At 27.7% G+C, this 14,287-nt stretch carries 11 protein-coding genes, 1 tRNA gene and 1 rRNA gene; 10 read left to right on the top strand and 3 right to left on the bottom strand.

What is annotated here, in order from left to right; all coding sequences use genetic code 11:
* The 4 genes from EJJ37_RS03085 to EJJ37_RS03070 form a co-directional block, all read left to right on the top strand.
* Window positions 1-124: ribosomal RNA gene (locus EJJ37_RS03085) — 23S ribosomal RNA — on the top strand; the annotation flags it as partial.
* 52 nt (window positions 125-176) lie between these two features.
* Window positions 177-251: transfer RNA gene (locus EJJ37_RS03080), tRNA-Asn, on the top strand.
* A gap of 96 nt (window positions 252-347) precedes the next feature.
* Complete coding sequence (gene trkA, locus EJJ37_RS03075; protein WP_133014118.1) at window positions 348-1,712, top strand: Trk system potassium transporter TrkA; 1,365 nt, start codon at window positions 348-350, stop codon at window positions 1,710-1,712.
* Window positions 1,712-3,160, top strand: coding sequence for a TrkH family potassium uptake protein (locus EJJ37_RS03070; RefSeq protein ID WP_133014117.1), 1,449 nt, complete (start codon window positions 1,712-1,714; stop codon window positions 3,158-3,160). Before trkA ends, EJJ37_RS03070 begins: the two co-directional genes overlap by 1 nt.
* A gap of 216 nt (window positions 3,161-3,376) precedes the next feature.
* Here EJJ37_RS03070 and EJJ37_RS03065 read toward each other — a convergent pair whose 3' ends face one another.
* The gene (locus tag EJJ37_RS03065) at window positions 3,377-4,585 is read right to left on the bottom strand and encodes a sensor domain-containing diguanylate cyclase (RefSeq protein ID WP_133014116.1); all 1,209 of its coding nucleotides are present in this window, start codon (window positions 4,583-4,585) and stop codon (window positions 3,377-3,379) included.
* Window positions 4,586-4,903: 318 nt separating this feature from the next.
* Between EJJ37_RS03065 and EJJ37_RS03060 the strand changes: the two genes are divergently transcribed.
* Genes EJJ37_RS03060 through EJJ37_RS03050 form a run of 3 tightly spaced genes read left to right on the top strand, consistent with a single transcriptional unit; the run spans window position 4,904 to window position 8,608 of the window.
* On the top strand, window positions 4,904-6,283 hold the full coding sequence (locus EJJ37_RS03060; RefSeq protein ID WP_133014115.1) for a TldD/PmbA family protein: 1,380 nt from the start codon (window positions 4,904-4,906) through the stop codon (window positions 6,281-6,283).
* An 11-nt stretch (window positions 6,284-6,294) separates the two neighbouring features.
* Window positions 6,295-7,653 (top strand): TldD/PmbA family protein, encoded by a 1,359-nt coding sequence (locus tag EJJ37_RS03055; RefSeq protein ID WP_133014114.1) that lies wholly within the window; start codon window positions 6,295-6,297, stop codon window positions 7,651-7,653.
* Window positions 7,646-8,608, top strand: coding sequence for an NAD(P)/FAD-dependent oxidoreductase (locus EJJ37_RS03050; protein ID WP_133014113.1), 963 nt, complete (start codon window positions 7,646-7,648; stop codon window positions 8,606-8,608). The genes EJJ37_RS03055 and EJJ37_RS03050 overlap by 8 nt, the downstream gene beginning before the upstream one ends.
* A gap of 641 nt (window positions 8,609-9,249) precedes the next feature.
* Here the strand turns inward: EJJ37_RS03050 and EJJ37_RS03045 are convergent.
* Window positions 9,250-9,819 (bottom strand): GDSL-type esterase/lipase family protein, encoded by a 570-nt coding sequence (locus tag EJJ37_RS03045; protein ID WP_133014112.1) that lies wholly within the window; start codon window positions 9,817-9,819, stop codon window positions 9,250-9,252.
* 14 nt (window positions 9,820-9,833) lie between these two features.
* Window positions 9,834-10,475: a RusA family crossover junction endodeoxyribonuclease gene (locus tag EJJ37_RS03040; RefSeq protein ID WP_133014111.1), complete on the bottom strand. Its 642-nt coding sequence runs from the start codon at window positions 10,473-10,475 to the stop codon at window positions 9,834-9,836.
* A gap of 316 nt (window positions 10,476-10,791) precedes the next feature.
* On the opposite strand from EJJ37_RS03040, the gene tsaD reads away from it, so the two are divergent.
* The 3 genes from tsaD to EJJ37_RS03025 all read left to right on the top strand — a co-directional run bounded on the left by tsaD (window position 10,792) and on the right by EJJ37_RS03025 (window position 14,269).
* Window positions 10,792-11,808: a tRNA (adenosine(37)-N6)-threonylcarbamoyltransferase complex transferase subunit TsaD gene (gene tsaD / locus EJJ37_RS03035; protein WP_133014110.1), complete on the top strand. Its 1,017-nt coding sequence runs from the start codon at window positions 10,792-10,794 to the stop codon at window positions 11,806-11,808.
* Window positions 11,809-11,908: 100 nt separating this feature from the next.
* Window positions 11,909-12,919, top strand: coding sequence for an alpha/beta fold hydrolase (locus EJJ37_RS03030; protein ID WP_133014109.1), 1,011 nt, complete (start codon window positions 11,909-11,911; stop codon window positions 12,917-12,919).
* Window positions 12,920-13,054: 135 nt separating this feature from the next.
* Window positions 13,055-14,269 carry a S1C family serine protease gene (locus tag EJJ37_RS03025; protein ID WP_133014108.1) on the top strand — a complete coding sequence of 405 codons (1,215 nt, stop codon included), beginning with the start codon at window positions 13,055-13,057 and terminating at the stop codon, window positions 14,267-14,269.
* Window positions 14,270-14,287: the final 18 nt, after the last annotated feature.

Raw genomic sequence — 14,287 nt, 5'->3', positions numbered from 1 at the left:
AGATGAGATTTCCCATAGCATAAGCTAGTAAGACCCCTTGAAGAACACAAGGTTGATAGGTCAGAGGTGTAAGTGCGGTAACGTATGTAGCTGACTGATACTAATAGGTCGAGGGCTTGACCAATAATAAAAATAATTCATATGCAATTTTCAGAGAATAAATTCTCTTATAATAATCCGCGATAGCTCAATGGTGGAGCACTCGGCTGTTAACCGATAGGCTGGAGGTTCGAGTCCTCTTCGCGGAGCCAGATAAAGCTAGAATTGAATTCTAGCTTTATTTTTTTTTAAATATTAAAATTAATACACAAGAAAAATAATATTATTACTAATAAGGGGTAAAAAATATGGAAGTCATAATTATTGGAGCCGGTAAAGTAGGATATACCTTAGCTAAATTTCTTTCGAATGAAGGAGATAATATAACTGTAATTGATAATAATATAGAGGTTTTAAACTCAATTATAGAAAAGTTAGATGTAATGGGTGTTAAGGGAAATGGTACTAGTTTAAAGGTTCTTCATGAAGCCGGTATAAGCAAGTCTGATTTAGTAATATCAGTTACTGGAAGCGATGAAGTAAATATGTTATGCTCATTAGCTGCAAAGAAATTAGGAGCAAAATATACAATTGCTAGAGTAAGAGGACCACAATACTCTGAGGAGATATTAATGCTTAAAGATGAATTAGGTATTGATTTAGTAATAAATCCAGAAAAAGAAGCGGCTTTAGAAATAGCTAAATTAATAAAGTTTCCATCAGTAAGAAGTGTTGATACATTTGCTAAAGGAAAAGTTGATCTAGTTGGATTTACTATACTTGAAAATGACGGATTAGATGGATATGCAATTTGCGATATTAAATACTTTAAGGATTCAATATTAATTACAGGAATTGAAAGGGATGGAAATATACACATACCTAGTGGTGATTTTGTATTATGTAAAGATGATAAAATTTATGTAATAGGTGAGCATAAAAAAATAGAAGCCTTCTTTAAAAAATTAGGAAAATTTCAAGATAAAATAAGAAATCCATTAATAATAGGTGGAGGAAGAATTACTCATTATTTAGTTAACATAATTGATAAACTAGGGGTTACATCTAAAATAATAGAGTTTGATATGAATAAGTGTATTGAATTAAATGAAACATTACCAGATGCAATTGTAATTAATGGTGATGGAACCGATCATGAGTTACTTTTATCAGAAAACCTTCAAGATGCTGATGCATTTATTGCGTTAACAGGTAGAGATGAGGAAAATATAATTACATCTTTATTTGCAATAAATAATAATGTTAAAAATGTAATAACTAAGATTACTAGATTTAATTATAATGTTATAGCCAAAAATGTTGGAATAGATACAATAATTAGTCCTAAAGCTATAACAGCAAATAAAATATTAAAGTATATACGTTTTTTAAAGAATAAAAATAAGTGTTGTATAGAAAATATTTATAAAATATTTGATGAGAAAGCTGAGGCTGTTGAATTCTTAATTAAAGATGATGTTAAATTCATAAACAAAAAATTAAAAGATGTTAATATTATGAATGATGTAATAGTGGCTACAATAGTTAGAGATGATAAAATAATAATTCCATCTGGAGATGATAAAATAGAAATTGGAGATAGAGTTATTATAATAACTAAAAGAGATAAAATAGTTGATATAAATCATATAGTTGCTGGAGGAAATAAATAATGAATTTTCCAGCTGTATTAAATATAATTGGGCAAGTTATAAAATATGAGTTGTTACTTTTAATAATTCCTTTTTTAGTAGCATTTTATTATGGTCAAGGGGATGCTAGTGCATTCTTATATACTATAATAATAATGATTCCTATATATATAGTACTTACAAGAATTAAAGGAAAAAGTAAAGACATATATATGAAAGAAGGATTTGTTACTGTAGGATTAGCCTGGATAGCAATTTCTTTTTTTGGTGCATTACCTTTTGTTTTTAGTGGTACAATACCATCTATAATAGATGCATTTTTTGAAGCTTCCTCTGGGTTTACTACTACTGGTGCATCTATATTAACTGAAATTCAAACCTTACCTAAAGGTATATTGTTTTGGAGAAGTTTTACACATTGGGTAGGAGGAATGGGATTCCTTATATTTATTTTAGCATTAATGCCATCCTTTAATGGTAGTACTATACATTTATTAAAAGCAGAGAGTCCTGGACCAACTCCAGGTAAAATAGTTCCTAAGATAAAACAAACAGCTAAGATATTATATGCAATTTATTTTGTATTAACGGTAATTCAGACAATATTCTTAAAGTTTGCAGGAATGTCTTGGTATGATGCTATTATTCATGCTTTAGGAACTGCTGGAACAGGAGGATTTTCTAATATGAATGCTAGTGTAGCTGCATTTAATAATCCAGCAGTGGAATGGATTATCACTATATTTATGCTTTTATTTGGAGTAAACTTCGTTTTATATTTCCAAATTATAAGGGGAAATATAAAAGCTTTCTTTAAAAGTGAAGAGTTGAAGTGGTATTTAATAGCTATTTTTGGAGCTATTATTATTATAACAATTAATATATTACCTTTTAATAATGGAAATATAGGTTTATCAGTAAGAGATTCAGCATTCCAAGTAGCATCAGTTGTTACAAGTACAGGGTATGCAACAACTGATTATAATTTATGGCCTACACTTAGTAAAATGATTTTAGTTATGCTTATGTTTATGGGAGCAATGGCTGGATCAACTGGTGGTGGAATTAAGACCATAAGAATAGTAATAATATTCAAGGCTATAAGAAGAGAAATAGATAAGATATTACATCCTAGAAGAGTTAAAAGTGTAAAAATAGATGGAAATGTTGTTAATGAAGAAACTATATCAGGAGTATTTTTATTTATATTTGCATATATAATTATTGCATTAATTGCCATATTCATAATATCATTTGATAATTTTGATATTACTACTACTGTTACATCAGTAATAGCAACTTTAAGTAATATAGGACCTGGATTAGAACTAGTGGGACCTACAGGAAACTATGCTGCTTTTTCTGATTTAAGTAAAATAGTTTTATCATTTTGCATGTTAGCTGGAAGGCTTGAAATATATCCGATGTTAATATTATTTAGTCCATCACTTTGGAAAAAAAGATATTAAAGTTTATTAATTTAGAAATGATATAATCTGTGCTTACTTCATATTAATAATTTATTATATAATATTTTGAAGTTTGCACAGATTATTTTATACTCTAACATACTTTTCAGTTATAATAAAAAACAAATAACCTTTAAAATATGTTGATAAATATGTAAATATAACTTATTCATTATTATATGTTATAAAATATATATAAATTTTAATATTTAATAATTATTTTACTAATTTAAAATCACTAGCAAAACATATATTATCTTTTCCTTTTCTTTTTACATTATATAAAGCTTTATCTGCTAAATCTACTAAATTAAAATAATTTAGTAGCTTGTCTATTTGCTTAGCGACTCCAATGCTGTATGTTATATTAATTCCATTTAATTCTTTATTATTGGATGGTGTCTCTACTATTTTCATCAATTTATTAATAATATTTTCATCATTTTCTTCTATTAATAATATAATAAATTCATCTCCACCATATCTGCATACATAATCTTTTTTGCTTATAATACTTGTTATTTTATCTGCAGTTTCTGATATTATTTTATCTCCAATTATGTGACCATAAATATCATTTAAATTTTTAAAGTTATCTATATCTAACAATATAATATATATATTAAAATTATCTTCTATAAATAATTTTACTTTTTCATAATAATCTTTAAACATAATTCTATCAGGAAAATGAGTTATTAAATCATTATTTTTCATTACGCTTTCGCTTATTTGCATAATATTCGAGATTTTACCTAAATCATCTTTTATTGGAATAAGTTGATTTTTATCATGATTTAAAAAGCTATTGTTAATCTTAACTCTAGTTTCATACTCAACACTTTCTCCATTTTTAACTAAATCCCATAATTCTTCTTTATAATAACCAATTATATTCTCACTAATATAATCCTTTATATTTTCATTAATTTTAGGATATATATTATTATTTTCCGCTTCATTATTTTTATATTCAATTATTCCATTAATATCTGTTATAATTACTTTATTAGTAATATTATTTAGATAATTATTAAATTTTTCTTTTTGATACTCGATACTTTTCATATAAGTTATATCCATAAGAGTTACATAAAAAGTATTATTTTCTTTATTGTAAACAGCAGTATCATGAAGCCATATTATACTGTTATCTTTTCTCCTCATTCTAAACTCAAAATCCAAATTTTCTCCTTTAGATATAATTTCTTCTACTTTAACAAGAATTTCTGATACATCATCAATTACTAAATCTGCAAAGCGATTATTAAAAATTGTTTCCATTTCCTTTTTTGTATAGCCTATTAAATCATAAAAGTATTGATTAGCATAAAGTATTGTAGAAAATTCATCATTTTTACAGTAGAGGATTGCTGCATTTATATTATTTATTATATCTAATTCTTTTTTATATAAAAAATCCATGAAAAAATTCTCCTTTATTTTAATAAATACTATTATATATTGAAAATTAAAAACTAATTTAATATACTAAATTGCATCATTAATACAACTCCATTCTATTTTATATTGTAAATTTAATTATAATATCAATAAATTAAAATTTGTAGATAGTTTTATAAAATTTATAAATATCATACTATAGAGGAATAAATTTTATTATTATAAATAATACTGAAATATAATTTTATAGTAAATAATAGAAGATATGATATATAATTAAATATAATGGAAAGAAGTCTAGAATAATTTTATAGTCTAGATAAAAAGGAGGAATGATTTATGTTATCTCGTGAAGTAGCAGAGAAGGTACTTGGGAGATGTTTAATAACTGGTGGGGATTTTGCAGAAATATTTGAAGAAGATACTTTAAATAACTCAATTAGTATATTAAATGGAAAAGTTGAAAATTCTGTAGGAGGAAGAACTTATGGAATTGGAATTAGAATATTTAAAGGGTTAAAAAGCGTATATGCATATACAAATAATAATAGTTTAACTTCACTTTTAAATGTTGCACAAAAGGCAGCACTTGCATTAGGTGAATTAAAAGAAGAAAAAATGATAGTTCTTAATGAAACTAATACAATTAATTTTAATCCAATATTACTTACACCATCATCAATTGAAATTAATAAAAAAATTGGTGTTATGAAGGTTGCTTATAATGCAGCAAAAAACTATCATGATGAGATAGTTCAAGTTGGAGTAGGATATGTTGATAAGGAACAAAATGTTTTAATTGCAAATACAGATGGCTTATATACTGAAGATAAGAGGGTAAGAACAAGACTTACTGTAAATGCTATAGCTTCTGCTAATGGAGAAAATCAAACAGGGTTTGAAGGACCAGGTAGACATATGGGATTTGAAATGTTTAAAGAGATTGATCCTGAATATTATGGAAGAGAAGCAGCAAAGCAAGCATATACAATGTTGCATGCAAAAAATTGTCCAGCTGGTAGAATGACAGTTGCTATTGATAATGGGTTTGGTGGTGTTATATTCCATGAAGCATGCGGCCATTCATTAGAAGCAACAGCTGTAGCTAAAGGAAATTCAGTATTTACTGGAAAATTAGGACAACAAATAGCTTCTACTAAAGTAACAGCTATTGATGATGGAACTATTCCTAATGCTTGGGGATCATTAAATATAGATGATGAAGGAAATAAAACTCAAAAGAATGTTCTTATAGAAAATGGAATATTAAAATCTTATATGATTGATAAGTTAAATGGTCGTAGAATGGGTATGGCTTCAACAGGAAGTGGAAGAAGACAAAGCTATAAATTTGCACCAACATCTAGAATGACTAATACTTATATAGCTAATGGAGATGATAATCCAGAAGATATAATTAAGTCTATTAGTGATGGATTATATGCTAAAAAGATGGGTGGAGGATCAGTTAATCCTGTTACTGGAGAATTTAATTTTGCTGTATCAGAAGGATATTTAGTTAAGAATGGTGAAATTCAAGAGCCTGTTAGAGGGGCTAGCTTAATAGGAAAAGGTAGCGAAATATTAATGGATATAGATATGGTTGGAAATAATATGACGCAAGGCCAAGGTATGTGTGGATCATCATCAGGAAGTATTGCAACCAACGTAGGTCAACCTATGATTAGAGTAAAAGAAATAACTGTAGGTGGAAGATAGGAGGGGATAATATGGAACTAGATTTATTTGTAAGAAGTTTATTTAAGAAGGCTAATGAAGCTGGCTTTTCAGAGTATGAAGTTTATTACGTAGATAGAGAAAGTTTAAGTATAAGTGTATATAAAAGCGAAGTTGAAAAATACAATGTTAATAATTCAGCAGGATTATCTTTTAGAGGGAAATTAGGAGATAGAATAGGATATTCTTATACAGAGATATTAGATGAAGATGCTATAGATATGCTTGTAAATAAAGCAAAGGAAAATGTTTTAGCTATTGAAAATGAAGATATTCAATTTATTTATGATGGAGATAAAGAATATAAAGAAGTTAGTACTTACTACCAAGCATTAGAAAATATTCCTGCAGATAAATTAATAAAAATTGCATTAGATATGGAATCTGAAGCTAAAAAATATTCAGATAAGGTAGAAAGTTTCAGTGGATGTGCAGTATCTTATAGTTCAGGAAAATATGGAATAATAAACTCTAAGGGATTAAATTTACACAATAAATCTAATATATTAACAGCATATGTTGTTCCAATCATTAAAGATGGGGATAATATGTATGATGGTTTTGGATATGTAGTTGCAAAATCATTAGATGAAGTTAATGCATTTGAAATTGCTAAAATGGGTGTAGATGAAGCTTTAAGTAAAGTTGGAGCAACTTCTATACCATCAGGAAATTATAAAGTAATTATAAATAGTGATGCTATGGTATCTCTTATTTCTACATTTGCAGGTGTATTTAGCGGAGATGCAGTTCAAAAGGGATTAAGCCTTTTAAAAGGAAAGGAAGGAGAAGTTATTGCTTCTAATATAGTAAATTTAGTTGATGATCCACATTTAGAGAATGGATTAGCATCAGTTGGATTTGATGACGAAGGAGTAGCTACAAGAAAAACTTATTTAATAAAGAATGGTAAATTAGAAAGTTTACTTCATAATTTAAAAACTGCTAATAAGGCAGGAGTTAAGTCTACTGGAAATGGATTTAAAGCTTCATATGCTTCGCCTATTTCGGTATCACCTACAAATATGTATATTGAACCAGGAATCAACTCATTAGAAGAAATGACAAAGAAAATAGATAAGGGATTAATAATTACTGATTTTGCAGGTTTACATTCAGGAGCAAACTCTATAACAGGAGATTTTTCTTTAGCAGCAAAAGGTTTTTATATGGAAAATGGAGTTAAAACTAAGGCCGTAGAGCAAATAACAGTAGCAGGAAACTTCTTTACTTTATTAAAGGATGTTGAAGAAATAGGAAGAGACTTAAAATTTCCTATGAGTAGTGTAGGTAGTCCAAGTATTTTAGTAAAGGAACTTTCCATTGCTGGAGAGGGGTCAAAGAATGAATAAATACGACTTAGTTATAGTTGGATCAGGAGCTTCAGGACTTTCAGCTGGAGTTTCTGCTTTAAAATCTGGAGTTAAAAATGTTTTAATTCTAGAAAAAGAAGAAGTATTAGGTGGAAATTTAAATTTATTTATTAATAATGGATTTGGAGAATATTATTTAAATAATATTGTTACTGGACCAGAGCTTGGTAGTATATTAATAAAAGATTATAAGGATTTAGGTGGAGAATATAAAGTTAATACTAGAGTTCTAGAAATAAATAGAGATAAAATTATAACTTATGTTAATCCTAATGAAGGTATACAAGAAATTGAGGCAAATGCAATAATTTTAGCTGCAGGATGCAGAGAAAAATATACAGGTAATATTATGATACCAATTCACAAGTATACAGGAATATTCACTACAGGTTCTGCACATAGATTAGTTAATTATAGTGGATATTTGCCAGGTAAAGAGGTTATAATCATAGGCGATAATATGTGGACTCTTATTTTAGCAAGAAGATTATTAATCGAAGGTGCAAATGTAAAAGGAATGGTTACTGATAGAAAATCTTTCAATAGAGATGAATTAGATATTGTTAATGGATTTAATATTCCAATAATATATACAAGTGAAGTAATTGATGTTGAAGGTGAAGAAAGAATAAATTTAGTAAGAGTTAAGAATATTGAAACAGATGAAATTAACTCTATTGAATGTGATTCTTTAATTTTACCTGTAGGATATTTACCTGATAGTGATTTTATAAGAAAAATGAATCTAATAATGGATGGAGATATGATTCATAGTGAAAATAACCTTACTTCAGTGGAAGGTGTATTTATAACTGGAACTATGAGAACTGGAGTTAAGGAATTATTTAATAGTGGAGAAAATGGATTCAAAGTAGGAAACCAAGTATCTGAATACTTGAAATATATTGCGCACCACATGGAAGCGAAAAAATGAAATATTTATCTTCCGGTAAAGGTGAAATTTTCACCTAGAATTTATATAATTGATTCCGTAAAGTTTGCTAAAGTTTTTAAACTCGCTATTCGCTCAAACAGTAAAAACTTTTTTACGCAACTTTACTCCATCAATTATTAAATTCTACGGCTTAATTTCAATGATACCTCCAAATAAATATTTCATTTTTTTCTTTTTACATGTGTTTGCTTATAACACGCCACTTTATAGTTAATGTTTTGTGCTATAAATTTTTCTTATATTAAAGTTAATTTGTATATTAATATTCTTAGTTTATTTAAAAATATATATTTAAAAGTTAACAATTTATTATATAAAATATAGCAGAAGTCGTTAACTCTTAAGGTGGTTACGTAGGGAAATGTATTTTTTAGCTTAAAAGCTAGTGATAGAGAAAAATTAATGATATTATCGGAAGGAATATTGTAATTAAGTTTTAGAATTTAATTGTTTTTGGAAGAGAAAGTCCGTTAAGAAGCTGAGGTAAACGATAGTGAACTTCGAAGCTTTAGGACTTTTTCTGGAAAAAATAATATAAATTCTTAACGAAAATTACACTAATTCCTGGAGGTAATATCATTAATTTTCGTCATCACGGCACTTAAGCTTTAATGAATAATTTAGTTAAAGAGTTGTTTTGTTGTTTCAAATAGCAAGTTTTGGCCTTCTGGATTAAAGTGAATGCCATCAAGGTATAAATTAGATAGTTCCTTTGCATTGTCTGTTAATGAATAAAAGTCTAAATATTTTAAAGAGTAAGTATTACAAAGGTTTAATAATTCATTGCGCAATAAAGGTAAACTTTCTTTACAATAATCATAAGTATCACATCTCATGAAAAGCTTATTAGCCATTTCAGGAATAATATTAGGAGGAATTCCTATATATACTTCTATATTATTTGATACTGCATCTTTAATCATTATCTCAATGTTATTAACAATAGAAGTTACAGATCTATTAGAAAGTAAATCATTTGTTCCTGCCATTAAAAATAAAATTTTAGGAGATATATCAAGAACATCTCTCTGGAATCTAACAAGCATATCTGTAGATGTACTTCCGTTTATACCTTTATTATATATATCCAAATCATAATTAGTTTTAAGTTTATTAACCCAATTATCTTTAGGCTTAACACCATATCCAAATATTAAGCTATCACCTAAAAACACATATTTATTTTTCATAATTAATAGCCTCCTTAAAATAGTTTATTAAAACAATTTTTACAAATAAGAGTTTTCCCTTTATCAGCTTTTATATAATTATTGTCTTTTAAAATATTGTTACAAATTGAACATTTATTTATTGATGCAGTAGAATCATTAACACTTTCTACTGTTTTTTTGGTTTTTGAAGATTTAACAGTAGAATTTACTGATTTTTTTAATGAGGAGTAAATTCTTTTTTCATCTGGAGAATCTTTTGGAGTAATAGAATATGAAACTGAAAATTCACTTTCTCCAAATAACTCTAATTCAAATCTCGGATTCTCCTTATCGTAAAATTCTTCCACTATTATTCTTCGAATTTGAGCATCATTAACTATTAATCCACTCTTTTCAATGCCATCAAATATACTTTTAGTTATGTTAGCTGTATCTGGATGTCTTTTTTCGCTTTTATAATAAACTTTTAATATTGCAATAAGAGATTCATAAAATACTATATCAGGATTTTGGCTTCTAGCATGATAAGCTATTTCTTCTTCGTATAATGCGTACTTATCATGAGATTTCCCTGTATTATAAGGCAATATTGCCCTTCCATCTTTATTGTGTAATTTAAAATTTGATTTAGTTATAGGTGATCCTAAAACTATTACTTTTGCATAAGGTTTCATATATTTCCTCTCCAAATAATATTAAGAATAAAATGATATAAGATAAAATGATAATGGTAATAATTATATGATAAGGATTAAAATAATACAGAATTATTAAGAAATCCTTAAAAATCCATAAAATGAAATAAAAAATAGTGAATAAAAATTTTTAAAAGTATATAATACTCATGAGTATGTAATCTAAATTAAGATTTTATTATATTTAAACTATACATGAGCAAATTTGTATTAACAAGTAATAATTTGATTAAGTTTTATGATTACGTTATAATACATTTTGGTGTTATATAGTAAAAAGAAGAGGTAAAAATAGATGGAAGATAAATATATTTTAGCTATAGAATCAAGTTGTGATGAAACTTCAGCGGCAGTTGTTGTTAATGGTAGGGAAGTATTATCTAATGTAATTGCATCCCAAATAGATACACATAAAAAATATGGTGGAGTAGTACCAGAAGTAGCTTCGAGAATGCATATTGAAGCCATTAGTGGAGTGGTTGAAGAAGCTCTTAAAGAAGCTAATGTTACTTTAGATAAAATTGATGGAATAGGTGTTACATATGGTCCAGGATTAGTAGGAGCATTACTAGTTGGATTACAATTTGCAAAGGGATTATCATTTGCAACTAAAAAACCTTTAATAGGAGTTAATCATATTGAAGGACATATTTGTGCTAATTATATACAGCATAAGAAGTTAAAGCCACCATTTGTATCTTTAGTAGTGTCAGGAGGTCATACTTTTATAGTACATGTTAAAGACTATGGAAATTATGAAGTAATAGGTCAAACTAGAGATGACGCAGCTGGAGAAGCGTATGATAAAGTTGCAAGGGCATTAGGTCTTGGATATCCAGGAGGGCCTAAAATTGATAAATTAGCAAAGGAAGGAAATCCAAAAGCTATAGTATTTCCAAAGGCTAACTTTCATGAAGAAACTTTAGATTTTTCATTTAGTGGAGTAAAGTCAGCAGTTCTTAATTATTTAAATAAATGTAAAATGCAAAATATTGAAGTAAATAAAGCTGATGTTGCGGCTTCTTTCCAATATGCAGTTATAGATGTATTAAAAGAAAATGTATTAATGACTTGTAAGAAGAGAAATGTTAAGACAATTGCAATTGCAGGTGGTGTTGCATCTAATTCAAGTTTAAGAGAAACTCTTATTAAAGAAGCTTCAAAAAGAGGAATAGAGGTGTTATTCCCAGCACCAATTTTATGTACTGACAATGCTGCTATGATTGGAAGTGCAGCTTACTTTAATTTTGTTAACGGAAAGATTAGTGATTTAAATTTAAATGCAAAGCCTAACTTAAAATTAAATAGTTAATAATATAATTAAAATATGTATAAAATAGGTATATGTAATTTCAAAATCTTAAGTAGAGTAATATTTATTGTATATAAGAAAGTATGGGGAGAGAAATAAAATGAAGTTTTTGCCGTATTCAAATGGAGTACGATCAGTAAGTATGAAGAGGCAAAGAAGTCCTAAGGATAAGTTTAAAATAATTTCTGGGATAATTGTCATAATAATAATTATTGGAGTTGTTACTCAAAATGTAGTTGACTTTGTTGATGGGGAAAGATTAAAAAAAAGAGTTAATTATACTACCGTGGATGATTTAAGATTAGATTATAGAATTGAAGGGGAAGGTAGTTATACTATTATTTTTGATGGAGATATGGGTACTACTTTGGAGGGATGGACTCCTATAGTAGAAGAATTAAAGAAAAATGATAATGTTAGAACTTTCGTTTACAATAGACAGGGGTACGGATATAGTGATGGATCATCTGGAAGAACCCCTGAAGAACAAGCTAGAGATTTGAAAATTTTATTAAGAAAAGCAGGATTATCAGGGCCTTATATAATAGTTGGAGAGGGATATGGCTCTCTTGTATTAACGAGCTTTGCAGAACAGTTTAAGGATTCAGTAGCAGCTGCTATAATGATAGATCCAATTAATGAAAAAGAGGTTCAGACTAAAGAATATCAGAGAAGTCAAATTATAACTAAGCTTAGAAGAAATATTGAAAGAATTGGTTCAACATGTGGTCTTACAATGCTTCTGGACAAGCTAAATTTAGATGTAAATTTAAAAGATTATGAATCTGGACTTTTAGAGAGTAGCCTAGATGAATTCTTAACATTAAGAACTAAGTCAAATTATACTAATGCAGTTTATCATGAGTTAAATAATCTTCTTAAAGGAAAAAGTAACAGTCAAGTTGATGGTGTATTTAGTGATATTCCATATTATTTACTTACTAAAAAGCAGGATGATCCATTAAAAAGCTTAGGAAGTGAAGATTTAACAACTGTATATACGACTAGTTGTGATAAAGATTTTTTAGCATTAAATGATAAAGATAATGTTCTAAATGCTATAAGACAAACTGTTAAGAAGTTGAAAGAGATAGATGAAAATAAAAAATAGTTTAAAATAGACATCAAGAAGTTGATGTCTATTTTTTATATTAAGTATTTTTAGATTGTCATATATTTGACACATTGAGTGGTTATATTATAACTATAGAATAAATGAAAAATTAAAAAAAAGGAGTTAGTATATATGGATAATGAGAATATTTATGATGCAGCTTATAGTGAAGCGAAAGTAAGTGATGAAATTGAAGTGAAAAATAATTTTAATGAGGAGCCAAGTAAAGAGAAAAAGAAAAAAAGAAGAAATAGTAAAGGAATTGCTAAATATATAGCATTAGCTCTTATATGTTCTTTATGTGGAGGAGTAGTAGGCTCTGGAGTTACTTATTTTGTAACTGGTAAGAGTGGTAGCAATAATAGCTCTGGTAATACTATAGTTGCAGATCCAGTTTCATTTGCAACAGATAATACAGCATTATCTGCAGCTGATATATATAAGAAGGTAGCTCCTGCAGTAGTTATGGTATCTACAAAATCAGTTCAAAGTGTAAATGGATGGTTCCAACAAGAAACTGAAGGAATGGGATCAGGATTTATAATAAATAATGATGGATATATTTTAACAAATTATCACGTTATAGATGGTGCAAAGGAAGTTACTGTAACATTAAGTGATGGGCAAGAAGTAACAGCTTCAGTAGTTAACTACGATTCAGATCAAGATGTAGCTATGATAAAAATTAATCAAGATATAGAAGTTCCAGGGGTTGTAGAATTAGGCGATTCAGATGCATTACAACCAGGTGAAGAAGTATTAGCAATTGGAAATCCATTATCTAAGGAATTATCATCTACATTAACAAAAGGTATAGTAAGTGCATTAAATAGAAGTATTGAAACAGAAACAGGAGTTAGCACAAATTTAATACAAACAGATACAGCTATTAATTCAGGTAATAGTGGTGGTCCATTAATAAATACTAAGGGAGAAGTTATTGGTATAAATACATTAAAAGCAAGTGATGGTGCGGAAGGTATCGGATTTGCAATTCCTATTAATGATGTAAAAGAGAAGATTGATTCATTATCAAAACCAATATTAAATTTAGGTGTATCAATAAGAGTTATAGATGAAAGTATGGCTAAACAGTTAAATATGGAAGAGGGACTTTATATTGTTGAAGTCAATGAATTCTCACCAGCAGAAAAAGCAGGATTAAAGGGTGGGGACTTAATTGTTAAGGCTGACGGAACAAGAATTAAGACCTTTGAAGAATTACAAGAAATAAAGAATTCTAAAGAAGAAGGAGATACTATAAATATTGAGTTTATAAGAGATGGAAAGACTCAAAATACGACTATAACATTAACTTCAACTACAAATACATCTACAACAAATTAATATAATTTAAATAAAGGT

The sequence above is a fragment of the Clostridium cuniculi genome (assembly GCF_004353185.1).
GTDB classification, from domain to species: domain Bacteria; phylum Bacillota; class Clostridia; order Clostridiales; family Clostridiaceae; genus Clostridium; species Clostridium cuniculi.
This window is presented reverse-complemented; position numbering and strand designations above follow the sequence as displayed.